Source organism: Parabacteroides sp. AM08-6 (assembly GCF_003473295.1).
Taxonomy (GTDB): Bacteria; Bacteroidota; Bacteroidia; order Bacteroidales; family Tannerellaceae; genus Parabacteroides.
In genome coordinates, this window is sequence record NZ_QRMP01000007.1 from 44819 (window position 1) to 70141 (window position 25323).

21 protein-coding genes are annotated in these 25323 nt (G+C 39.8%); 14 read left to right on the forward strand and 7 right to left on the reverse strand.

Annotated features, from left to right (window positions below; genetic code table 11):
- Genes DW103_RS06975 through DW103_RS06985 form a run of 3 tightly spaced genes read left to right on the forward strand, consistent with a single transcriptional unit; the run spans nt 1 to nt 2457 of the window.
- A complete protein-coding gene (locus tag DW103_RS06975) occupies nt 1-1380 on the forward strand; it encodes a [Fe-Fe] hydrogenase large subunit C-terminal domain-containing protein (RefSeq protein ID WP_122274943.1) in 1380 nt (459 codons plus the stop codon).
- Nucleotides 1367-1705, forward strand: coding sequence for a DRTGG domain-containing protein (locus DW103_RS06980; protein WP_122274944.1), 339 nt, complete (start codon nt 1367-1369; stop codon nt 1703-1705). The genes DW103_RS06975 and DW103_RS06980 overlap by 14 nt, the downstream gene beginning before the upstream one ends.
- Complete coding sequence (locus tag DW103_RS06985; protein WP_122274945.1) at nt 1702-2457, forward strand: PHP domain-containing protein; 756 nt, start codon at nt 1702-1704, stop codon at nt 2455-2457. The genes DW103_RS06980 and DW103_RS06985 overlap by 4 nt, the downstream gene beginning before the upstream one ends.
- A 135-nt stretch (nt 2458-2592) precedes the next feature.
- Here DW103_RS06985 and DW103_RS06990 read toward each other — a convergent pair whose 3' ends face one another.
- From DW103_RS06990 to DW103_RS07005, 4 genes are all read right to left on the reverse strand, one after another.
- Nucleotides 2593-3690 carry an isochorismate synthase gene (locus DW103_RS06990; protein WP_122274946.1) on the reverse strand — a complete coding sequence of 366 codons (1098 nt, stop codon included), beginning with the start codon at nt 3688-3690 and terminating at the stop codon, nt 2593-2595.
- Entirely contained in the window at nt 3687-4919 is a 1233-nt protein-coding gene (locus DW103_RS06995; RefSeq protein WP_122274947.1) for a Cof-type HAD-IIB family hydrolase, read from the reverse strand. Before DW103_RS06995 ends, DW103_RS06990 begins: the two co-directional genes overlap by 4 nt.
- Nucleotides 4920-5026: 107 nt before the next feature.
- Entirely contained in the window at nt 5027-6304 is a 1278-nt protein-coding gene (locus tag DW103_RS07000) for a BamA/TamA family outer membrane protein (protein ID WP_122274948.1), read from the reverse strand.
- 48 nt (nt 6305-6352) lie between these two features.
- Nucleotides 6353-7963 (reverse strand): ATP-binding protein, encoded by a 1611-nt coding sequence (locus DW103_RS07005; protein WP_122275042.1) that lies wholly within the window; start codon nt 7961-7963, stop codon nt 6353-6355.
- Nucleotides 7964-8289: 326 nt separating this feature from the next.
- Between DW103_RS07005 and DW103_RS07010 the strand changes: the two genes are divergently transcribed.
- On the forward strand, nt 8290-10644 hold the full coding sequence (locus DW103_RS07010) for an ABC transporter permease (RefSeq protein WP_122274949.1): 2355 nt from the start codon (nt 8290-8292) through the stop codon (nt 10642-10644).
- A 33-nt stretch (nt 10645-10677) separates the two neighbouring features.
- Here DW103_RS07010 and DW103_RS07015 read toward each other — a convergent pair whose 3' ends face one another.
- The gene (locus tag DW103_RS07015) at nt 10678-11580 is read right to left on the reverse strand and encodes a helix-turn-helix domain-containing protein (RefSeq protein ID WP_233545633.1); all 903 of its coding nucleotides are present in this window, start codon (nt 11578-11580) and stop codon (nt 10678-10680) included.
- Nucleotides 11581-11845: 265 nt separating this feature from the next.
- On the opposite strand from DW103_RS07015, the gene DW103_RS07020 reads away from it, so the two are divergent.
- The gene (locus tag DW103_RS07020; protein WP_122274950.1) at nt 11846-14176 is read left to right on the forward strand and encodes an ATP-dependent helicase; all 2331 of its coding nucleotides are present in this window, start codon (nt 11846-11848) and stop codon (nt 14174-14176) included.
- A 141-nt stretch (nt 14177-14317) separates the two neighbouring features.
- Here the strand turns inward: DW103_RS07020 and DW103_RS07025 are convergent, their stop codons facing one another.
- Together DW103_RS07025 and DW103_RS07030 are read right to left on the reverse strand one after the other, a co-directional pair.
- Nucleotides 14318-15643, reverse strand: a complete 1326-nt coding sequence (locus tag DW103_RS07025; RefSeq protein ID WP_122274951.1) for a M56 family metallopeptidase — start codon at nt 15641-15643, stop codon at nt 14318-14320.
- Nucleotides 15644-15668: 25 nt separating this feature from the next.
- Nucleotides 15669-16028, reverse strand: a complete 360-nt coding sequence (locus tag DW103_RS07030; protein ID WP_122274952.1) for a BlaI/MecI/CopY family transcriptional regulator — start codon at nt 16026-16028, stop codon at nt 15669-15671.
- A 156-nt stretch (nt 16029-16184) separates the two neighbouring features.
- Here DW103_RS07030 and nspC point away from each other — a divergent pair, with 156 nt between their 5' ends.
- The 9 genes from nspC to DW103_RS07075 all read left to right on the forward strand — a co-directional run bounded on the left by nspC (nt 16185) and on the right by DW103_RS07075 (nt 25322).
- Complete coding sequence (nspC, locus tag DW103_RS07035; RefSeq protein ID WP_122274953.1) at nt 16185-17324, forward strand: carboxynorspermidine decarboxylase; 1140 nt, start codon at nt 16185-16187, stop codon at nt 17322-17324.
- 68 nt (nt 17325-17392) lie between these two features.
- Entirely contained in the window at nt 17393-18346 is a 954-nt protein-coding gene (gene ftsY, locus DW103_RS07040; RefSeq protein WP_122274954.1) for a signal recognition particle-docking protein FtsY, read from the forward strand.
- Between the two features lie 8 nt (nt 18347-18354).
- Complete coding sequence (locus DW103_RS07045) at nt 18355-19230, forward strand: ComEC/Rec2 family competence protein (RefSeq protein ID WP_122274955.1); 876 nt, start codon at nt 18355-18357, stop codon at nt 19228-19230.
- 30 nt (nt 19231-19260) lie between these two features.
- Nucleotides 19261-20556: a 30S ribosomal protein S12 methylthiotransferase RimO gene (gene rimO / locus DW103_RS07050; protein ID WP_122274956.1), complete on the forward strand. Its 1296-nt coding sequence runs from the start codon at nt 19261-19263 to the stop codon at nt 20554-20556.
- Nucleotides 20557-20637: 81 nt separating this feature from the next.
- Nucleotides 20638-20928 (forward strand): HU family DNA-binding protein, encoded by a 291-nt coding sequence (locus DW103_RS07055; RefSeq protein WP_122275044.1) that lies wholly within the window; start codon nt 20638-20640, stop codon nt 20926-20928.
- Nucleotides 20921-22018, forward strand: coding sequence for an HU family DNA-binding protein (locus DW103_RS07060; RefSeq protein WP_122274957.1), 1098 nt, complete (start codon nt 20921-20923; stop codon nt 22016-22018). Before DW103_RS07055 ends, DW103_RS07060 begins: the two co-directional genes overlap by 8 nt.
- A 156-nt stretch (nt 22019-22174) precedes the next feature.
- On the forward strand, nt 22175-23170 hold the full coding sequence (locus DW103_RS07065) for a MoxR family ATPase (RefSeq protein ID WP_122274958.1): 996 nt from the start codon (nt 22175-22177) through the stop codon (nt 23168-23170).
- A 268-nt stretch (nt 23171-23438) separates the two neighbouring features.
- On the forward strand, nt 23439-24308 hold the full coding sequence (locus tag DW103_RS07070) for a DUF58 domain-containing protein (RefSeq protein WP_122274959.1): 870 nt from the start codon (nt 23439-23441) through the stop codon (nt 24306-24308).
- Between the two features lie 9 nt (nt 24309-24317).
- On the forward strand, nt 24318-25322 hold the full coding sequence (locus tag DW103_RS07075) for a hypothetical protein (protein WP_122275045.1): 1005 nt from the start codon (nt 24318-24320) through the stop codon (nt 25320-25322).
- The last annotated feature ends 1 nt before the right edge of the window (nt 25323 follow it).

The following is a 25323-nucleotide window of genomic DNA, read 5'->3' on the forward strand; positions in this document are numbered from 1 at the left end:
ATGGAAGACACAAAGTTTTATCATGCGTTAAAAATAGACAAGGAGCGTTGTATCGGTTGTACACACTGTATGACGAAATGTCCGACCGGGGCTGTCCGTATACGTGATGGCAACGCATCTATCCGCAAGGATTGGTGTGTGGATTGCGGTGAATGTCTGAAAGCATGTCCGACAGAAGCAATTTCTGTAGAACAGGATGACTTTCAGAAAATTTTCGATTATAAAGCAAGAATCGTACTGGTTCCAACTGTTTTTATCGGGCAATTTTCTAAATATACGACAGAAGAAGAAATTATCAGCGCACTTTACGAACTGGGATTTACACATGTTTTTCATGTTGAATTTACAGCAGATATGATTCACCGAGAAATGCTCAGGCAGATGGAAAGCATGGACGAAAAGCCGGTTATCAGCTCTTTTTGTCCGGCTATTATCCGTTTGATACAAGTTCGTTTTCCTGCTTTGGTCGATAACATTTTACAAGTGAAATCGCCGGTTGACGCAACGGCGACTTATTATCATAAAGTATTAGAAGAAGAAGGAGTCCCATTTGAAGACATCGGTATTTTCTACATTACGCCTTGTGCTGCTAAAATTGCGGCACTAAAAGGGGCTGAGGGATACTCATCTGCTATTAAAGGTGTAATCAATATGGACACCTTATATAATAAGGTATATCATATTTTGAAGAATCGCCCGAAAGATTATAAACCTGAGTGTGCTCTCCCACCGGCATTAACTAAAAAGGAAATGCGATGGAGTCAGACTGGGGGAGAAGCCAAGCATTTTTCAGGCCGTTGTCTGGCTATTGACGAGATACATAATGTCATTGAATTTCTGGAACGAATGGAAACGACAACAGAGGTTCGTAATGTCGATTTTCTGGAATTACGGGCTTGCGATTTGAGTTGTGCCGGAGGTGTACTGGCTGTAGCGAACCGTTTTCTTACAGCCGAACGCATTATGAAACGTTCCATGAAGCGTGATAAAGCTCCGCTTATATATGTCTCGGAACGTAAAGAAGCATTAGCTTATTTAAAGCAACATATCACGATTCCTCCACTTCACCCCAACCCTAAACTGCGTTATGAAGGTAATATTGAGGAAATCTTGAAAAAGATGGAACAGGTCAGAAATTTGATGTGTTATCTTCCGGGAATTGATTGTGGCGCCTGTGGTTCTCCGAATTGCCAAAGTTTGGCGGAGGACATTGTACGACATGAGGCTCAGTTCAGTGACTGTGTTTTTATGCAGCGTAATATGGAGAAACATGGAAAGTTGGATAAAGAACATGCTTTTCGAATTGTGGAAAAAACATGGGGTAAAGATAGATTAAATAAAGATTGTTATAAGAAAGGAGCTAAATATGAAGGTCGATGATTTAGTTAAGGAATTGGATTTGAAAGTGTTTTGTGGGAAAAACGGCTTGCAAGAAGAAATCACCGGTGGATATACCAGTGATTTGCTGAGTGATGTAATGGGGCATATTGAGGAAGGTATGATATGGATTACCATGCAGACACATCAGAATATATTGGCGGTTGCTACCCTGAAAGATGTGGCTGCCGTTCTGATTGTAAATGGTGCTTCACCGGATGAAGAAACGTTGAAAAAGGGAGAAGGTGAAAACATTCCCGTGCTTGGTACTTCATATGCCTCTTTTGAAATAACCGGAAAAATCTACCAACTTTTGCAAAAAGCATGAAACGATACCGGATAGACTTACATATCCATACTTGTCTTTCTCCTTGCGGAAGTTTAGAAATGAGTCCTTCTGTTATTGTAGAAACAGCTCTTGAAAGAGGGTTACATGCTATAGCTGTTACGGATCATAATAATACGATGCAATGTCCTGAAATACAGAGGTTAGGAGCTAAGGCCGGTTTAATCGTCTTTGCCGGTGTCGAAGTGACAACTCGTGAAGAAGCCCATTGTGTAGCTTTGTTTGGCACAGAATCTTCTCGTATCATCTTTCAGCAATACTTAGACGTTCATCTTCCGCATATACCGAACGACCCCGAACGTTTTGGCGACCAGGTTTGGGTAAACAGCCGGAACGAGATAGTAGGTGAGGCTCCTTATTTACTCCTTTCGGCTCTGGACCAGAGTGTGGAAAAGGTATCGGCAGTTGTCCGAAAGTTGGGAGGTTTGTTTATTGCAGCTCATGTGGAGCGTCCTTCGTTTAGTCTGATTAGCCAGCTGGGGTTTATAGATTCGTCACTCATGTTGGATGGCATAGAGTTTAATGATTCTTCCCGTTATCAGTTACTCTTACAGCAACATTCTTATCTTCGGGAATACACACAATATGCAGCTTCCGATGCCCACTATCCAGAACAGATTGGTACTCAATATGCTATTTGGCAAACGGAAGCGCTTTCTTTTGAAAATCTTCGAATGGCTTTTGAAAAAGAAGGGGAGCATTTATTATTTTCCACCCAACCAAATATACATTAATCAATTGTCTTCCTTTCTTTCAATAATTGTTGAAACTAAAATACACAATTGTTTATTATACTTTCCATATATATGGAAACAAATATAGCAAGCATGTTTTTCTGAAAAAGATACAGTTGAAAAATCAAAAGCATACTAATCAATTAGTCTTTCCATCGTTTTCATTTTTGCTTCCGTTTCATTCCATTCATCGGCCATGCGGGAGGAAGGTAAGAGACCGCCTCCGGCGTATAATGTCAGAGTACGGTCGGTGATGTTCATGCAACGTAGGTTGACATACAAATCGCTTCTTTTTTCAGGGTCGATCCAACCGACAAAGCCGGAATAATAAGAGCGGTTGTAACCTTCGTGAGCGAGAATGAAACGATATGCTTTCTCTTTTGGTAATCCACAAACAGCGGGAGTGGGATGAAGCAGTTGCAATAAATCTCCAAGACGTCTGTTGTTGGGTAGTTGGAAATAAAAATCATTTTTCAGATGCGAAAGTTCACCGGCACGAACGGAGTAGGGAGCGGTTTCTGACGGCTTAATACCCAACGATGTAAGTTGGGTACGTATATAAGAGGCTACAAAGCCCTGTTCTTCTTTATTCTTGTCGTCCCATTGAGTGGGAAGTTCTCCATTTTGAAGAGGTTGTGTCCCGGCAAGGGCAACAGTATGCCATTCTCCGTTTTCTCCAGCCAAAATAATTTCCGGTGTACTACCCAGCCATGTTCCGGTTTGTGGAGTATGACAAAGGTAGACATACGAATATTTATAGCGTGCACATGCCTGAAAAAAAACGCTGCCCGCAGAAAAAGAGGAGGACCGGGTGATAGTCCGGCTTCGGGATAAAACCAGCTTATCGAATCTCTTTTCTTGGAGGGAGTGGATAAAAAGTTCAAAACAGGCTGAATAATTAATTTTTTCGTTTTCTATGGACAAAACCTTATTTTCTGAAGGAAAATAAGGAAATTCTCCGGATGGCTCGTCCTCCTTCAAGTTTTCAGGAATTTCAAAACAATCCGGTTGAATCAGTACGATTGGTAATTGTACTGCAGATTGAAACGGTGCAATGACAAAACCGCATTGCTCGTCTAACTCTTTGATATGATGAAAAATACGGGCAGAACCTGAACTTTGCATGATGAATCGAGGTTCTTTTCCAGGTATCCGCCAGATTGCAAAGTTTCGATTCTGCTTGATTAATTTGTCGATTGTTTGGCTGTTGCGTTGTATTTCTTCCGATGTCATTTTTTCTTTAATATACTGTTGACTACACGGATGGAAGAGACAAGTTTGTCGGTAGAAGTAAATACATCTACATTCCATACGTGTGAGGAACGCCCTTTATGAATAATCGTTCCGACAGCACGTACTGTATCTCCTTCATGGGCTGACGACATGTGATTTCCACTCACCTGCATTCCGACTACGATTTCGTCCGGTTTGGCCAGTATCATAGAACCCAGTCCGGCAACGGTTTCAGCCAACGCAAGTGTAGCTCCTCCATGCAAAATACCAAAAGGTTGGCGGGTACGTTCGTCGACCGGCATAGTTGCTTCCACACGATCTTCTGATGCATACGTATATTGGATACCGAGGTTACCCATCAAGGCATGTTTAGCTCTTATATTTAGCTGATCCAAGGGGATTTCAGTCGGACGTATTTCTGCCAGAATTAAGGCTTCGACTGCAACTGCAACACCATCTTGTTCATTACTTAGCGTTGTTTTGTCGACACAGATTTTTACTGAATCTTCAGCATTTCCCATCGCAATACCAACGCCGGCCAATTGCAGCATCGTAACATCACACACACCATCGCCAATGGCTATTACTTCTTCCGGTAAAACGGATAATTTGGAAAGTAATACGCCTAATGTATTGCCTTTGTCTATGAACTGTGGAACAACTTCAAGGAAATATGGCTCTGAACGGAATGCTTCCAGCACGCCATTGAGCCGTTTTTTCCAATGATTTTCCAATCCTACCAATGCTTCTTCGTCATCACTAACCAACATACATTTGCAAGGAGCAAAATCAACTGCTTCGGCAAAGTTGTCCGTACTGATTATTTTCATATTGCTCAACCGGGCTTCCTGCTGAACGTGTTCATCGTCCGGATTGTTCGTCAGAATATAATCTTTGTGATAAGTGAAGATTGCAAAATTGTTTTTCTTTGCTTTCTTTTCTAAATAGGGAATCCATTCGGGGGCAATGCGTTTCTCAAATAAGAGTTCACCGGTTTGCACATTGATAATTTGTCCGCCGTTGTATGAAAGAATAAAACCTCCGTAATGGTTTAGTTCCAGTTTCTCAGCGATGGGCATAACACCATTGGTAGGCCTTCCGGATGCCAATACAATATGTATACCCATTTGTTGTACTTTTAGCAAAGCAGCTAAAGTGCGGGGGCTTATTTCCTTGTTGTCGTTGAGTAGCGTCCCGTCTACATCGAGAACTAATAATTTATACTTCATAGCCTCTGTCTTTTTTGTTTATAAAGACAAATATAAGCATTATTCCTCTATAATTAATGCGCCTTCGGATTATTCTTGGCTGGATTGTCTGCCACGGGGATTTATTTTTAGAATGCTTCCGTCATGTTCATATAAACTTGCATACCGGGCTGGCCGGGTTCTTTTCCGACATCGAGACGGAAATTTTTACCCGGTTGCATTTGAATACGAATACCTGCCCCGTAATTGAGCTTCCATTTATTCCAGTCAAAAGGTGAATTCCCGATAGAGGCGGTACCGCCCCAAACCACAAAGCCACATTTTGCCCAAAAATTTCCGCTTTTGTATTTAGCCGGCGAACCGAACATATGGCGATATTCTATGATGCCGTAAGCCATCGATTTGTCCCTGTATTTACCCATATAGTAACCACGCAGGTCGAAGGGAGAGCCAAAGGTGGGAAGTTCCGTAAAGGGAATGTCTCCCATACCTATCTGACTTTTTGCAATCCAGGCAAGAGTACTGCGCGGGCGGAAAATGTTTTTAAACTGTCGGTATTCCAATTCCAGAATTTCGTAATTGTAGTTGCCTCCCAAGTATTTACCGAACATTTTAAAATTAGCACTGAGCAGGACACCTTTGGATGGGGTAGCTACATCATCACGGGTATCATACTGTATTAAACCCCCGATACCAACATTCAGATAGGTACTATCGTATTTGTTGAAATATGTATCTTTCAACATGACCGGATTAATTTGCGTTGCTTTTGTGTAATTTAATTCAAACAACCCTCCTATATAAAAATGAGGGCGTATTTCCCATACGAAACGAGGGTAAATTTGGAAGTAGTTTCGATGATATTTGGTTGTAGAGTCACTTCTTTCAATATTTTCGGCTATACTCATTCCTTTTCCATAGTAATGGGCCGGCTCATTACGGTATCCGTAGCTGGCATAGATGCGGAATTTATTTTCGTTAAAGAAAAAAGTTCCGGCACCGGCAACAACAATTGTTCCATTGAGAGACAGGTTTAAGCCTGCCGGAAGGAAGGAACGCTGCGAAATGGTATCTTTCTTGTTTAATCTGAAGCTGGCTAAAATTGCACCTCCCACACCCAAAGATGCTTCCGGCGTATAAGAAGGTCCTCCTAAAACTGACCACCAAATGTTTTTATGAGCACGAATGGAATCGCGTCGTAGCTGGCGGTAATAACGTTTTAATTGTCTTTCGTTTAGTTCGCGTCCGTCTACAATAATAACTTCTTTCTTTTTCGATATTGTGTCCGAAGAAGTTTCCGCCTTTTCCAAAGGCTGTGTAATGAACTCCCGCTGTTTCTGAGCTTTTACGGGAGAGGCGGAAATGAGCGCAGCTATTCCCGCAGAAATAAGAAAATTTTTCAACATCTACAAGTCCTATAATTGGGCTGCAAAAATACGAAAAAAAACGGATTTTCAAGGGATGGGAAGTTTAAACCAGAAAGTAGAACCTTCTCCGATTTTAGAATCTACACCTATTGTACCTCCTAGTTTTTCGACAATCATAGCTGAGATTGGTAGTCCAAGACCTGTTCCTTGCGCGAAAGTATTTAGTTTGACAAATCTGTCGAATATTTTTTCCTTCTGATTTTCAGGTATACCAATGCCCGTATCTTTAACAAAAAAGAATATTTCTTTTTCAGTTTTATCATAGCCGAAGTGAATATAACCATCTTGGGTAAATTTCATGGCATTCGTAATAAAGTTAATCAATACCTGCATGATTCTATTTCGGTCTGTATTGATGATACAGGAGGATTGCTTTTGGGTAAATTCTATTTCAACAGTTTCCGGTCTTGTATTTTTTAGTTGCATTTGTTGTCTGATGTTTCCCATAAGCTCGTTGATATCCGTATCTACATAGGAAAAATCCAATGTGCCGGATTCTATTTTAGCCATATCGATGATATCGTTGATAAGTTGCAGTAGCAATTCATTATTTGCACTGATGATATGCATAAATTCCTTTTTTTCTTTCGGGTCATCTGTTTCTGTCAATAGATTGGAAAAACCGATTATCGCATTTAAAGGTGTGCGGATTTCATGGCTCATATTTGCCAAGAAGGCTGATTTTAAACGATTGGCTTCATCTGCCTTCTTTACTTCATACATTAAATGTTCAATCCGCTTTTTGTCTGAAATATTTTCGATTTTCATTAATCCTCCGGATATTTCTTTGCTCAAATCGTTATAAATAGGAAGTGCACTGATTTCGATGGTCACATCGTCTTCGACCCATTCATGTCGTACGGATGTCCCTTTTTTAATCGCTTCACTAAGAGCACAATGAGGACAAGGACTTTGGCGTCCCATTACCGTTTCGTAACAAACTTTGCCTGCTGTATAATGTCTGTTTTTGGCTAATTCTTTGAGATTGGATGTAGCTTCCCATTGTACTTTGTAATTCTTATCAATATATACCAGTCCGAAATTAATACTGTTGAGCACGAGATTTTGATTTTTAACAGCGTTTTCCAATTCTTCTTTTGCCTGAATCAATTTTTTCTCATATTCTTTTATTGGGGTAATATCCCAACGAACTATCAACAGCCAATGATTTTCTTCACTTGAAACGATTGATTTATCTACAATCGTGCTATGTTGGACTCCGTCGGGAGTTACATAACCTTCCTCTGCCCGGTAGCTTTTCCCGCTTTGTATTAATTGTTCATCTATTTCTCTGTACTTACGTCCTCTTTCTTCTCCGTAAATTTCAAAATCAGAATGCCCGATTATATTTTCCCTGCTTGTACCGGATTGAAGCTCAGCCTCTTTGTTCCACAATTTATATTTGAAATTATCATTAATGTCTTTGACAAAGACCGGAAATGGCAGGTTGTCCAAGATATTCAGACAAAATTGTTGAGACTCTCGGATGTTCCTGCTTAATGCCTGTTTTTTGCGGCTTTTTATCAACAAGAAAAGTAAGATGAAAGTGGTTAGCATGAACAATAACAACAATCCGCTAAGAATAGCTTCAGATGACAGCATTAGTATATGAAGATATATCGTAGTCAATGAATTCATATTAATTATGTGTGTTAACATTACCCTATTTTGTGATTGGAAGAAATATACGTTGATTCTTAATTATTTTGCAAAGATAATAAAAACGTAAATCAATTGTCTGGTATTTTTTTATCATTTATATTTTGTAGTTGAGACGGATAGTTTACTTCTTTGATAGTTGTCTAATAATTATACAGTGGTGTCAAAATTTTGGACAATCTTAGTTTTTTGCATTATTGTACATTGTGTTGTATATCAGTAGTTTAATGTGTGTGGCACGTATTTTGTCTTTATTGAATTATATTTCTTGTTTTTCAAGATGTCAATAAAAACAATGCTATATTATGAAACAATTATTTTACACATTCCGCTATTTGATACGTAGTAGAGGAAATAACTTGATTAAAGTTATATCGTTGACGCTTGGTTTGGTTGTGGGACTGGTTTTATTTTCACAAGTGGCTTTCGAGTTGAGTTATGATAACTTTTACCCGGATGCGGATCGGATATATAGTATCCAACGTAATCTGACTATGAAGGATAATGAAGCGTTTAAATATAAGGGTCCGATTATTAATGCACCTGTCCCCGGGGCTATGCGGGATGATTTAAATGAAGTAGAGGATGCTACGGTCATTTCCGGCTGGCAGAATGATATGATGATGAAATATGACGATAAAATATATAAAGAGAAAGTTTGTATTGCTGATTCTTCCTTTTTTGATGTTTTCGGATATAAAATATTAGAAGGTGATAAAATGAAACTTGCTTTGTCATTAAATATGTTTTTATCAAGTTCTGCAGCACATCGTATATTCGGTTTGGAGAATCCGGTTGGTAAAACAATCTTATTGAATAAGACGGAGCCGGTAACTATAGCAGGCGTGTTTGAGGATATACCCAAAAATACGCATCTACCTTTTGATGCTGTACTTTCCTTTAAAACACTGACGCAAGCTTGGGGATACCATCCCGGCTGGATGAATAACGATGCTTATATGGGATATGTGAAACTTCGTCCTAATGTTTCGGCAAAAGAAGTCGAAGCTAAAATACCGGGTATATTGCCTAAATATTATGATGTAGAAGCTTTTAAGGCTAAAGGTATCATGTTTGATTACTATTTAAAACCGGTAACGGAATTACACTCCACGGATTCTACAATTAAACGTATGCTTCAGATATTGAGTCTTTTGGCTTTTTCCTTGCTATTTGTTTCTGCCATGAATTATGTATTGATTTCAATTTCATCGTTGGCTGTACGGGCCAAATCGGTAGGTGTCCATAAGTGCAACGGAGCATCAGATGGGAATATATTTGCGATGTTTATTTATGAAACCTTTTCTTTGGTACTCATTTCATTCATCTTGGCTATTATTTTGATTTTGATTTTTCGTGGACAGATAGAAAGCCTGATACAGGCATCTTTGATAAATATTTTTTCTTTGAGTAATTTGTGGGTTACTTTAGTTGTGGTTGTTTCTTTGTTATTGTTGGCAGGTGTTATTCCTGCTCGAATTTTTTCCATAATACCTGTTACTCAGGTTTTTCGTACTTATACAGCCAATAAACGGTATTGGAAACGAACTTTATTATTTGTCCAATTTCTAGGTATTGCATTTATGTTAACTTTACTAGTGATAATTACAAAGCAATATAGCTTGATGATTAATAAAGATTTGGGATATACAACCGAGTATATTATCAGTGCGGCTGATATGGGAGATGTTAGCGGTGAACAGATTACACGTTTAAAGTCAGAATTCAGCCGTATGCCGGAAGTGGAAAAAGTGACTATAACAACTGCTCTTCCGATTGACGGAATGAATGGTAGTGTGGTTTCCGAACAAGATAAAGAAGAGTTTTTGTTCTCCTCACGCGTGATGTCGGCAGATAAGGATTTTATAGAAACATTGCGTATTCATCTAAAGGAAGGGGAGAATTTTTCAGAAAGCAGACTGGATTATAATCATGCTATCGTAAACGAAACCTTTACACAAAAAATGCATTGGAACGAACCCTTTGTTGGTAAAACATTCCGGCTAGAAGGAGAAACAGCTGAAGTTATCGGTGTCATGAAGGATTTTCAGATTGGTTCGTTGCAGAACGAAATTCCTCCGTTAGTGATGTATTCTAAAGGAGAAATGGATGCAACTTGGACTGGTAGTAATAACCTTGTTATCCGCTTAAATGACCTGAATCCGGTTTTATTAAGTGAGCTAAATGCCCGGTTACGCGAATTGCTGAACAATGATGATGCTTGTTTTATAGATTATTCTACCCGGATAACGGAAAGTTACAAGACTGCACGTCTATTTCGTAACTCGATATTATCGGCATCCATAATTATGCTGATAATAACTTTATTGGGATTGTTAGGGTACACAGAAGATGAAATACACCGACGTAGTAAGGAAATAGCAATTCGTAAAGTTAACGGGGCTAAAGCAGAAGATATCTTGTTTGTTATTTCACGGGATGTTTCCTTTACAGCTATTCCGGCTATACTGATAGGCCTTATGGTTGCCTATTTCACTGGAAATAACTGGTTGATGCAGTTTGTTGTTAAAATATCGATGGGAGCGACTTTGTTTATCTCTTGTGGTATTGTTGTGTTAGCTATCATAATCGTCTGTGTTACAATACGTGCCTGGAGGGTCTCAAATGAAAATCCGGTAAAAAGTATCAAATCGGAATAGAAAGATACAATATTGTACCGCTGGTCTGACTTTTTAGACCAATGTTTCTTCTAAGACATAGGCCCGACCACGGTCGGTAGTGATTTTTAGGTTGGTATTGTCTTCTATCAGCGGACGTAACCTGCGGATGAGCGTGTTTAACGTTTCATCCGCATTTATTTTTCCGGGCCACAGGGCTTCGCAAATTTCAGAACGGCTCAGAATATGAGTGGATGAGCGGAAAAACATTTCCATCAGTTCATATTGTTGTGGAGTTAGTTTCAATTTTTCACCGTCTTTTTTATAAAAAGAGGCTTTGTCACATGAAAGAATAAGGTTACCATAAACGACTGTGTTTTTGTTTTCATGGCAACTCATTGATTTATAACGATGGAGATAAATAAAGCCTGCTGCTGAAATAAAAGCTAAGAATAAAAATAAAAGAGGAAAAGTCTTATTCATTAATGTAAGAATAATGAATGGGGAACAATTCGCATACCCTTGGAAAGAAATGCCTATATCTTCGAGCTGAGTATTTGCTTTTGGAGTGGCGGAAATCCATATAACAGTATCACTTGCCAGATAATTGTCTGCTAACTTCTTGTTTGTAACCGGTAGGGGATTGGCTGTTTCTTTTTTATTTTTGACTTGTACGATAATACCGGTTTTCTCTTTTATTTCTGAAAAATTTAAGGCTTCAGAAAACTCTTTATTATAGCTTTCTATATATATTGGATTCCCAAAAACAGTCGATAAGCGGGAATATGTTTGCAAGGTGTCCTGGCTCATCCACAAGTTGGACTTTTGCATGATGGTCCGTTGCAATGCTTGGTTCAAATCGGAAACGATTGCTTCTTCGGTTTTGGAATAACTATGAAAACCGAAACTGAATGAAAGCAAAAGCAGGGCAAATGTTGAAAATACAGACAGATTAGCTGTTAATCGTGTGTTCATCATATTATTCTGTAAACATCATTTCGTTAAAAATAACGTCCGAAGATAAGGATTTATTATAATAGTTAGTTGAGAAATTTGTTTATAGGGGCGAATTTCTTCCGAATAACAGATTGTCATGCAATTGTCAGATAAATGTCAGATAGTTATACGTTTGCTTCTCTGAAAGAAAAAGTCAGGAAAGTAACTTGTAGCATCGAGAACGATGACTCGAGGAATAGAGATAAATAAAATTTCATACCTTTGTGCTTTTAATAAAAAGAAGTGTGTGGAAGAATATCTGAAACAATTAAATAAAAGTCAGTACGAAGCGGTTGTCTATACAGAAGGTCCTTCGTTGGTGATAGCTGGGGCCGGTTCGGGAAAGACACGTGTGCTGACTTACAAAATAGCTTATTTATTGCACCAAGGACTACCTCCTCAGAGTATTTTGGCTTTGACCTTTACCAATAAGGCTGCCCGTGAAATGAAAGAGCGTATTGCCACCTTGACTGACGAACAGACAGCCCGTCGTTTATGGATGGGAACATTTCATTCCATTTTTTCGCGTATTCTTCGTTATGAAGCCGAACATATCGGATATCCGTCCAATTTTACCATTTATGATACAGCCGATTCTAAAAGTTTGCTACGTTCCATCATAAAAGAAATGCAACTGGATGATAAAGTTTATCGCCTGAATATGATACAAAGCCGTATTTCTAATGCTAAGAATGCGTTAATCACTTATAAGGCTTACGAACAAAATAAAGAATTGGTCGAGCATGATATGGAATGTAAAATGCCTTTGCTCCGGGATATTTACAAACGTTATCAGAATCGTTGTCAGCAGGCCGGTGCAATGGATTTTGATGATTTGTTGTTGCAAACTAATATTCTCTTTCGCGATCACTTGGATGTATTGGAAAAATACCGTAATTTTTTTCAGTTTGTTTTAGTAGATGAATATCAGGATACGAATTTTGCACAACATTTGATTGTACAACGTATATGTGAACAACATCGCCGTATCTGTGTCGTAGGAGATGATGCCCAAAGTATCTATTCTTTCCGTGGTGCAAATATTGATAATATTTTGCAATTTAAGAATTTGTATCCGGGTTGCCATATTTTTAAATTGGAAAGAAATTATCGCTCTACACAGAATATAGTAAATGCAGCCAATAGCTTGATACATAAGAATACCCAGCAAATACATAAAACGGTTTATTCGGAAAAGGAAGAGGGAAGCAAGGTTTGTGTTTGTGCTTCTTATTCGGATTATGAGGAAGGATATGCGGTTGCCGGAAAAATAAACGATATGCGGATGCAAAATTATGACTATGCGGATTTTGCGATTCTGTATCGTACAAATGCTCAATCACGTATCTTGGAAGAGGCGTTGCGAAAGCGGGGGATTCCTTATAAAATATATGGTGGTCTTTCTTTCTATCAGCGGAAAGAGATAAAAGATGTCATTTCGTATCTGCGTCTGATTATCAATCCACATGACGAAGAGGCTTTTAAACGTGTTATCAATTATCCGGTTCGGGGTATTGGCGAAACAACACTCGAAAAGTTAATTACAGCTGCAAATGAAAAAAATGTAAGCCTTTGGACTATATTGAATGACCCGATTGGTTTTGCTCTTCCCATTAATAATGGTACAGCGAAAAAATTAACAGGTTTCCGGGAATTGATTGAAAGTTTTATCAGCCGTAATGCACAAATGTCTGCTGAAGAGATCACATCCATTGTCGTGAAAGAAAGTGGAATTGTCAGTACATTATTTCAGGACCGCTCCGTGGAAGGTATTAGCAAACAGGAAAATTTGCAGGAATTACTGAAAGGTATTTCCGAGTTTTGTGAAATCCGGAAAGAGGAAGGTATAGAACATGTTTCTTTGGCGGATTTTCTATCTGAAGTGTCTCTTCTGACAGATCAGGATAATGATAAAGATGAGCAAGCTAATAAAGTGACAATGATGACTGTCCATGCTGCAAAAGGGTTGGAATTTAAGAATGTTTTTGTGGTTGGTCTGGAAGAAGATTTGTTTCCATCGCTAATGGCAAAAGATAATTCGAGGGCAATCGAAGAAGAGAGGCGTTTGTTTTATGTAGCAATTACCCGCGCTGAACAGAACTGTATCCTTACGTTTGCCAAAAGCCGTTACCGGAATGGACAAAGTGTCATGTGTTCTCCCAGTCGTTTTTTGAAAGATATAGATGTCCGATTTCTAAATATGCCGGAGGTACAATCCGGAGATACTTTTGCAGCCGTACGCGAACGTTTTCAGCGTCCTGCGGCATTTAATTCTTCTTTCCAGCAGCCTAAGGCTGTTGAACCGGAACAAGATACGTATGTTTCGCCAACATCTCAAGCTGTCAAATGTCAACAACGTTTAACCAAAGTGGATACGACGTCAACCGCTTCATCTTTGCCGGCTTCCAACCTGTCAGGACTTCATGTCGGAACTAAGGTCCGTCACGACCGCTTTGGAGAAGGCGAGGTCACCGCTATAGAAGGTGAGGGGGGGAATATCAAAGCTACTGTTACTTTTATGAATTTTGGACAGAAGCAGTTATTACTGAAGTTTGCCCGTTTAACTATATTGGGATAGTGGCAATTCAGATTGTAAAAACCTAGAAAATATTTTCCCTTTTTAAGAAGGGGCAGGGTATGTTATCTTTATTCGCTTCGCAGGCATGATGAAGATTTCATACCCTTTTTTCTTACCATCTTAAAAAGGGAAAAAGCCAGTTTACTTCTTTGGTAATTTAAAAGAAATAGGTATCGTATAATAGCAAGTGACCGTTTTATCTTTCAGCTTACCCGGAATCCACTTTGGCATTAATTTAGCAACTCTTATAGCCTCTGCGTCTAATAACGGAGAAGCTGAACGGCGAACAACAAAGTCACTCAAACTGCCGTCTTTGTTAACAAGAAAAGATACGGAAACTCTTCCTGATATCCTTTTTTTTAGTGCTTCTTCCGGATACTTGATATTTTTATTGATAAAATCGATAAGTTCTTCCTTACTTCCAGGATATTTAGGCATAACATCACAAATTGTATATTTTGTTTCATTATCCGGAGGAAGAGGAGCGGTTGTTTCTTCCGGTAATGTCACCGGTTTGTGAATTTCAGCAGTGGAGACAGGTTCTGTCTCTGTCATTTGTTCAGTGACGAGGTGTGCCATTGTATCAATGTTATTGATTAACAACAAGCCTCCAACTAATGGTAGCAAAGCCAGATATTTTATCCTGACTACGCTGTTTGTTCTTTTTTTGTTTAACATACTAATTCTCTTTTTTAATGGTAAGACACTAAAGTTATTATATAATTTTGCTATAGCCTTATTGGAATGTCCCAATCCGATGAGTAAATATTGATACCTTTTTTTGTTATATCCGGCATATAATACTTCCTGATCAGCTTGGTATTCCTGATTAATACTGATTTCCTTCTTTATCAACCATGCACACGGATTTATCCAACATATAATGCTGATAATTTCACTGACAACCAAGTCCAGAGTATGTTTTAACCTGACGTGTGTCTGTTCATGAAGCAATATTTCATTCAAATCTGTCCGGCTGTATTGCTTGGGATAGATAAATATCCATCCGAAGAAAGAATATGCTGCTTCCGCTTTCGGTAAAAGGCAGACTCTTATTCCGTTGATATGAGTCTTTTTACATGTGTAATAGGTGCATACAACGTTCGATAATTCAAATATACATCTTAAAAACAAGACTATTACGCCTGCTATATATCCCCATTGCAAGCATGAAAAAAGAGCATCTTGCCACCCTGATTGTGTTATCGTATCTTCAGTTGTTACAATAGTTTCCTTGGGTATGAAATTTGAATAATAAGAGACCATCTCTGTCACACCCGAATGATTGGACAACCAACTACTAAGATCCGGCAATTGATAAAAAAAAGCAGCGAAGTAAATGAATAGTAGCGTAAACCGCCTGAGACGAAAGAATGTATCATGCTGAAACAGGAGACGATAGCAGATGTACAATAATGCTATTGCCAGATTAATCTTTATGAAATATAGGAATATCGAATTTTCCATATATAACCGGCATTTTTTTAGATTACTATTCTTCGTTTTCTATTTGTTTCATCAATTCTTGCAAATCGCTTTTGGAGAGTTTCCGGTCGCGTACAAAAAATGAAACCATTTCTTTGTATGAACCCGTAAAATAATTCCGGACTACATTTGACATAAATGTTCGTTTATATACAGATTCTTTAATCCGTGGGCTAAACTGGATAACCGTACCGAACTTTTTAGGGGTTACATATTTTTTCTTTTCCAGGTTGCGTACAACTGATGCCACACTTGTATAAGGGGGACGGGGTTCTGGCATTTCGTTCAAAATGTCACGTATGAAACAGGGACCCAGTTTCCAGATATACAACATGATATCCTCTTCTTGTGCTGTTAATCTTTCCATTGTTGTGTAATTTTTTTAATGAACAATCTACTATTTTTTCACAAAGCTACTAATATTAAGTAGGTAATCAAGTGGGAATGGAATAAATATTGTTAAAACATGAAAGATGATATTATTTTCTATCTTTGCACTTTGATTTAAAATCGGGTAGGAAACATGATAGATTTCAATACAATACCATCTCCTTGTTATGTGATGGAAGAAGATTTGCTTCGCAGGAACCTGTCGCTTATCAAAAGTGTCAAGGAGCGGGCGGGCGTGAATATCATATTGGCATTTAAAGCTTTTGCCATGTGGAAAGCTTTTCCGATTGTGCGGGAATATATTCCGTATTCGACTGCCAGTTCTAAGTATGAAGCACAATTAGCATACGAAGAAATGGGAAGTCGTGCACATACCTATTCTCCTGCATATACAGAGGCGGATTTCCCTGCGATATTGAAATACAGTAGTCATGTGACCTTTAATTCGTTGACGCAGTTTGAGCGTTTTTATCCGATGGTACAGGCTGATGGTAATAAGGTTTCATGCGGTTTACGTATCAATCCTGAATATTCGGATGTAGAAACGGATTTGTATAATCCCTGTGCTCCGGGGTCTCGAATGGGGGTGGTAAGCGATTTGCTGGGGGAAAAACTGCCGGAAGGAATTGAGGGACTTCATTTTCATACCCTGTGCGAGTCATCTTCATATGACTTGGAGAAAACATTGACAGAAGTGGAGAAACGTTTCGGTCGTTTTTTGTCGTCTGTAAAATGGTTGAATATGGGAGGCGGACATTTGATGACTCGAAAAGGCTATGATACGGAACATTTGATTTCTTTGCTGCAGGCATTTAAGTCCAAATACCCTAATCTGGAAATTATCATGGAGCCAGGTAGCGCTTTTGCCTGGCAGACTGGCTTTCTGTTGACTACGGTTGTCGATATCGTGGAAAACCATGGGATAAAAACAGCTATCATGGACGCTTCATTTACTTGCCACATGCCGGATTGTCTGGAAATGCCCTATAAACCCGTTATTCGTTTCGCTACGGACCCCGTGGAAGGAAAGCCTACTTATCGTATTGGTGGCAACAGTTGTCTGAGTGGTGACTTTATGGGAGACTGGTCATTTGAGAAGCCGTTAAAAATAGGTGATAAACTTATTTTTGAAGATATGATACATTATACTATTGTGAAAACGACAATGTTTAATGGTATACCGCATCCCTCGTTAGCTTTATGGAGAAAAGAAGGCAAACTGGAGATATATCGAACTTTTGATTATGAAGATTATAAAAACAGAATGAGCTGACAGAATTTCTCAATTATTTAGTAATTTAGCGCACTCATTCAATAGAAAATCATTTAAGCAAGTAAAATATGGGTATTTTTAGTTTTTTCAGTAAAGAAAAAAAGGAAACTTTAGACAAAGGATTGTCAAAGACAAAAGAAAACGTATTCTCGAAGATTACCAGAGCTGTTGCGGGGAAGAGCAAGGTAGACGACGAGGTATTGGATAATCTTGAGGAAGTTTTGATTACGTCTGATGTCGGAGTAGATACAACGCTAAAAATAATTTCCCGTATCGAAAAGCGTGTCGCTAAGGATAAGTATGTGACTACTCAGGAATTAACAGCTTTGCTCCGTGAAGAAATAGCAGCCTTGCTTACTGAAAATAATACAGACGATGCTGAAATGTTTTCTTTACCGGAAGATAAGAAACCATACGTGATTATGGTTGTCGGTGTAAACGGTGTGGGGAAAACGACTACAATCGGCAAATTAGCTTATCAGTTTAAAAAAGCAGGGAAAAATGTTTATCTTGGAGCAGCGGATACTTTCCGTGCCGCAGCAGTCGAACAACTTGTAATTTGGAGTGAACGGGTAGGAGTACCAATTGTAAAGCAGAAAATGGGTTCGGATCCTGCCTCCGTTGCTTTTGATACACTAAGTTCGGCTAAGGTAAACGGGGCGGATGTCGTGATTATCGATACGGCAGGTCGTTTACACAATAAGATAAACTTAATGAATGAGCTTACTAAGATAAAGAATGTTATGAAGAAAGTTGTGCCTGATGCTCCTCATGAAATTCTTTTGGTTTTGGATGGCTCTACCGGACAGAATGCGTTTGAACAGGCTAAACAATTTACGGCGGCTACCGAAGTGAATGCTCTTGCCGTGACAAAGCTGGATGGTACGGCTAAAGGTGGGGTAGTGATTGGTATTTCCGACCATTTCCGTATTCCGGTAAAGTATATTGGTTTGGGAGAAGGTATAGAAGATCTTCAGGTTTTTAATAAAAAAGAATTTGTAAATTCTCTTTTCGGAGAGTAAAATCGTTAATGATGAAAAAGTTAATCTTCTTTTTGTTATTTACTTTGCTGTCTGCTCCTATGTATATTTATGGGAAGTCCGGATTTGCGATGTGGCAAATACCTTCTCAGGTAAATACGATTGGAAATTCATATGTTTTCCTGACAGATAAAGGAAGAGTGATTGTGATGGATGGAGGAATGAAAGATGAGACTCTTTTTCTGCGAGGGTTTATTGCTGCATTGGGGAATGAGGTTGAAGCATGGATTGTTACTCATCCTCATAACGATCATGTAGGTGCATTGACTGAAATATTGAAAGAACCGAAAGGAATGAAAATACACAAAGTCTATCATTCTCGTTTTTCTGATGATTTGCTTCGGTGTGAGCAGCCTTATGATAAATATGCATTTGAATTTTACGAGGTCTTGGATAAATCAGGGATTGAAGTTCTCAATCAAACAATACCAGGATTGACTGAAAGGATAGACGGATTGAATTTTAAGATACTGGGAGTAACAAATGAAGAATTTCGTATGAATCCATATAATAATTCCAGTATGATTATTAGAGTATGGGATAAAGAGAAATCAATCGTTTTTTTAGGAGATGCCGGAGTTGAATGTGGAAATAAAGTTTTAACAGGTCCTTTCCGGAAAGATTTGGACTGCGATTATTTGCAAGTAGCCCATCATGGACAGCAAGGGTGTAATGAACAGTTTTATAAGACAATAAAATTTAAAGCTTGCTTGTGGCCAACTCCTCTCTGGGTATGGAACAACGATCAGGGACAAGGAATCAATACGGGAAATTTGAAAACTTTTGAGACCCGGCATTGGATGGATGAGATAGGGATTAAAGAGCACCACGTTACTTGCGTAGATGGATTATTTAAATTAGAATAGAACTTTCAGAGCTTTTTTTATCACAAAGAAATGCGGAAAAATAAAGTAGATATTATTACACTGGGTTGTTCCAAAAATCTGGTAGACTCAGAGCAATTAATGCGCCAATTCGTTGCAAACGGTTATTCCGTCGAACATGACCCACATAAAATCAACGGGGAAATTGTTGTTGTCAATACTTGTGGTTTTATAGGGGATGCCCAGGAAGAATCCATTAATATGATTTTGGATTTGGGCGAAGCTAAGAAAAAAGGGAAGATAGGTAAGCTCTTTGTTATGGGCTGTCTTTCCGAACGTTTCCTGAAAGATTTGGAAAGAGAATTACCGGAAGTTGACCGTTTCTATGGAAAATTCAATTGGAAAGAGTTATTGGCGGATTTGGGCAAATCGTATTACCGTGAATTGGCTTCCGACCGTATTCTGACGACTCCGAAACATTATGCTTATTTGAAAATAGCAGAAGGTTGCAATCGTACCTGTTCCTATTGTGCGATTCCTATCAGTACCGGACATTATCAATCTTTGCCAATGGAAGATATTGAAAGCCAGGTTCGTTTATTGGTGGAACGAGGCGTGAAAGAATTTCAGGTGATTGCGCAGGATTTGACTTATTATGGCCTTGACCTGTATAATCGATGCGCATTGCCGGAACTGATAGAACGCTTGTCGGATATTCCGGGTGTGGAATGGATACGTCTGCATTATGGTTATCCTTCACATTTCCCTTACGATTTGCTGCGTGTGATGCGCGAACGAGAAAATGTTTGTAAATATATGGACATCGCTTTGCAGCATATCAGTAATCCGATGCTGAAGAAGATGCGGCGCAATATAACAAGCGAAGAAACGTATGCTCTGATACAACGCATGCGTGAAGAAGTACCCGGATTACATTTGCGTACAACTCTCATGGTGGGTCATCCCGGCGAAACAGAACAGGATTTTGAAGAACTGGTCGAGTTTGTCAAAAAAGTTCGTTTTGAACGCATGGGAGCTTTCGCCTACAGCCATGAAGAAGGTACTTACGCCTACAAGAATTATACGGATGATGTCACTCCGGAAGTTAAGCAAGAGCGTTTGGACTATCTGATGCGTATACAGGAAAGAATTTCGGCTGATGTAAATACGGCTAAGATAGGAAAAGACTTCAAGGTGATTATCGACCGTGAAGAAGATGATTTTTATATCGGTCGCACGGAATTCGACTCTCCGGAGGTTGACCCGGAAATGCTAGTTTACAAAAACCAATTTTTGATACCCGGCCAGTTTTATCAAGTGAAAGTCGAAGAAGCACAAGCTTTTGATTTATACGGAGAAGTGTTTTAATGATATAAAAACTGCAAACAAGTTTGTTCGTTTACGAAAAAATAACTAATATAGCTGCATAATCTATTAATGAATGTGGATATGAAAAACAGGGAATTGATAACGGAACTATCCTCACGAATGGAATGGACTTCTCAGGAAGTAACAGACACGCTTTCTGTGCTCAACTCCATAATCAGCTCCCGCCTAATGGATAACGATACAATATACTTACAAGGATTTGGACAGTTTGAACTGAAAAAGAAAGCAGAACGGATAACTGTAAATCCATCGAATGGCAAACGTTATCTGGTTCCGCCTAAACTTGTTCCCGTTTTTAAACCCGGAACAACCTTGAAAACTAAACTTAAAGAAATGAGCAAAAATGAATAACCGGCTGACAATACAGGATTTGGCTGGTTTGTTAGCCGAATATACTGGAAAAGACAAGACAAATACCGAGCGTTTTCTAAAAGAGTTCATCGCTGTTGTAACAAACGGTGTGTACGCCGATAAAATCGTAAAGGTAAAAGGACTGGGAACTTTTAAGATTATTACGGTCGAGAAACGTGAAAGCATCCATGTGAATACCGGCGAACGTTTTTTGATTCCCGAACATTATAAGTTCTCTTTTCTCCCGGACCGAGAGCTGAAAGAACTGGTCAACAAACCTTTCTCTTTTTTTGAGACAACCGAGCTGAATGAGACAACCGATTTCTCGGAACTGGATGTCTCTGAAGAAACGGAAGTGAAAGAGACGGAGGACGAATCTGTGGAAGAAGTAATGCCGGAAGAACAAATAGAAGAACAACTACCACAGCCTCAGCCGGAGAAAAATGCGGAGGAAGAAGCTCTTGCAATGCCGGAACAGGAAATTGCTCCTGAAACTATAATTCCGGAACCGGAACAACCAGTGAACGAACAGGAACCTTTACCGCCGAATCCTCCCACGACTATCCCAAAATCGTCAGTCAAGAGAAATTGGTTTATTGCGCTTTTTCTTCTTTTTTTGGTAGCCATGAATGTTTTCATTTATCTGAACCGTCATACTTTTCTGCAAAAAAAGGATATCGAACCAGTTACTGTAGAGGAAAAGCAGACCGTTCCGGTTCATATGCCGGACACAGCCACGGTATCGGTAGGAAATCAAGATTCGATAACCGGTAAATCAGAAAATGAAATACCGGTAGCTGCACAATCAGCTCCGGATACGATTACAGTTAAGCAGACCGTGATTGGCCAGGAGAAAATAGAACCCGGTACCCACCTGACTCTTATCGCCCAGAAGTATTACGGGAAAAAAATATTCTGGGTTTACATCTATGAATACAATAAAGCAATCATAAAAAATCCGAATGATATTCCAATCGGGACGACTCTCGAAATACCCGCACCGGAAATATACGGCATTAATCCCCGCGACCGCGTCTCCTTGGAAAAAGCAGCAGCTCTCCAAACAGAGATAATAAACCGTGAGTTGTGACGGGAACTCTCCCTTTTAAGTAAAATAAAACAAAATAGATTTGTCCGGGTTAGTATTATTTAACTGCGAAAGTGTAGAATACGAATTTAACATTTCTAATTTTGTGCAACTTAAAAAAATACAGAATAAACAATAACAATATAATTAAGAAAATCTATGAGTCAGACAGTAGACATTCGTGAGTTGAACGAGCGAATCGAAAGTAAAAGTTCGTTTGTGAACATGATTACGATGGGAATGGACCAAGTAATTGTTGGACAGAAACATTTGGTTGAATCATTATTGATAGGTCTGCTTTCGGATGGACACATCCTTTTGGAAGGTGTTCCCGGTTTGGCAAAGACGTTGGCCATTAAGACCCTGGCATCACTGATTGATGCGAAATACAGCCGTATTCAGTTCACACCGGACTTGTTGCCGGCCGATGTTATAGGTACGATGATTTACAGTCAGAAAAATGAAGAATTCCTGGTTAAGCAAGGTCCGGTTTTTGCCAACTTTGTATTAGCCGATGAAATCAACCGTGCACCGGCTAAAGTGCAGAGTGCACTTCTGGAAGCCATGCAGGAACGCCAGGTGACAATCAGCGAAAACACCTACAAACTGCCGGAACCTTTCTTGGTAATGGCCACCCAGAACCCGATTGAACAAGAAGGAACTTATCCGTTGCCTGAAGCCCAGGTAGACCGTTTCATGCTGAAAGTCATCATCAACTATCCGAAGAAGGAAGAAGAAAAACTGATTATCCGCCAGAACATTTCGGGAGCTCGGCCGGAAATCAAACCTATTCTGAGCAAACAGGAAATCCTGGAAGCCCGCAATGTCGTTCGCGAAGTATATCTGGACGAAAAAATAGAACGCTACATCGTCGACATCGTATTCGCCACCCGTTTCCCGCAGGAACATGGCCTGGCAAACCTGTCGAATATGATTTCGTTCGGAGCCTCCCCGCGTGCATCCATCAACTTGGCATTGGCCGCCCGCGCATACGCGTTCATCAAACGCAGAGGTTATGTGATTCCGGAAGATGTCCGCGCCGTTTGCCACGACGTGATGCGCCACCGTATCGGCTTGAGCTACGAAGCGGAAGCAAACAATTTGACTTCGGAAGAAGTTATCAGTGAAATCCTGAACAAGGTTGAAGTACCCTAAATCCGCGGAATCTCCGTCCCGGGTTGGGACGAGAGAAAAACGAGTGGAAAGTGTCCGTCCCAAGTTGGGAAGAGCAAAAGCAAGCTGAAAAGTTGTCATCCCAAGTTGGGAAAGGCAAAAATAAGCTGAAAAGTTGTCGTCCCAAGTCGGGAAAAGCAAAAACAGGCTGAAAAGCTGTCGTCCCAAGTCGGGACGGCTCTGGAAAGGAAGAAACGGAGCTTTCCCAGGATGGGAAAAGAAAAACAACATAAATTTCAACTGAAAAGGAATGGAAACAAGTGAACTATTAAAAAAAGTCCGTCGGATTGAGATAAAGACGCGCGGTTTGTCCCGGAATATATTTGCCGGGCAATACCATTCGGCTTTCAAAGGACGCGGTATGGCGTTCAGCGAAGTACGCGAATATCAATACGGCGACGATATCCGCGATATAGACTGGAATGTCACTGCCCGTTACGTCCGCCCCTACGTGAAAGTGTTTGAAGAGGAACGCGAACTGACAGTGATGTTGCTGATAGACGTATCCGGCAGTAGAGACTTTGGTTCCGTGAATGTGATGAAGAAAGAAATCATTACGGAAATAGCCGCCACGTTGGCCTTTTCGGCCATTCAAAACAATGATAAGATTGGCGTGGTGTTCTTCTCCGATAAGATAGAAAAGTTTATTCCTCCCCAGAAAGGGAAAAAACACATTCTATATATCATTCGCGAACTGATAGATTTTCATCCGGAAGAGAAAAAGACAAATATCGCCCAGGCACTGAAATATCTGACCAATGCCATAAAAAAGCGTTGCACGACATTCCTGATTTCCGATTTCATCGATAAAGAAGGATTCAAGGACGCGCTCACCATTGCCAACCGCAAACACGACGTGGTGGCTATCCAGGTATATGACCGTCGCGAAACGGAACTCCCCTCTGTCGGCCTTATAAAGATAAAAGATGCTGAAACAGGAGTCGAACGTTGGGTGGACAGCTCGTCCGAGCGGGTCCGTGCGGCTTATAAGGAATGGTGGGACCGCCGTCAGGCAGCCATGAGCGATTCTTTCAAGAAATGCCGTGTCGATGCGGTATCTGTCCGGACAGAGGACGATTATGTGAAAGCATTAATTGCTCTTTTTGATAAACGTAATTAAAGCATGCAAATGAAATTAATAAAGAAAAGCATTCTGTTTCTTGCACTGGCCGGAACGTTTTTGACCGGAGGTAATACTTATGCGCAATCGACTCTGCTGGATGTGAAGGTCGACTCGGCAGCCATCCTTATCGGAGAACAGACTGTTTTACATTTGACATTGACGACCGACAAGGACAAAGGTGTGCAGCTTATCATTCCGCGCGATACCTTGATGCGTGGGGTAGAAGTGCTGGATATACCCAAGGCCGACTCCACTCTGATAGAGAACAATCGCCTGCTGATAAAGCAAGACTTGTTGGTTACTTCGTTTGATTCATCTTTGTATCTCTTGCCCCCGTTTGTTGCGGTAGACGGTAGCGATACAATCTATTCCAATCAGATAGCACTGAAAGTATCGACCGTTCCGGTAAATGTGGACAAACCGGAAGAATTTTACGATATCAAGAACGTTTGGAAACCGCTGTTTGTCCTGGCAGATTATTATCCTTGGATATTCGGTGTCTTGTTTGCACTCTTCCTGATATGCGTGATAGGCTATGTCATTCAACGTATTCGGAACAAGAAACCGATTATCCCGTTCAAGAAGGCAGAACCCAAACTTCCGCCTTACGAACAGGCAATGAAGGAATTGGATGAAATCAAACAACAGAAACTCTGGCAACAAGGACTCAGTAAAGAATACCATACATTAATAACAGAAACGCTGCGCCGGTATATTGTGGAACGTTTCGGTATCAATGCGATGGAAATGACTTCGGGCGAAATTCTGGATATTATCCGTAAGCAGGAAGAAGCAACTTCCGTTTATGAAAATCTGAAACAGATTATGCAATTGGCAGACTTTGTGAAATTTGCCAAGATGAATCCGTTACCCGACGAAAATGATTTGAGTATGATGAATGCTTATCTGTTTATTAATCAGACAAAGCAGGTAGAAGTGCCGGCCGTGACAGAAGAAACGGCAGGAGAAAAACCTGCTGATACAAACGATTCAACTATAACAAAAGAATAAG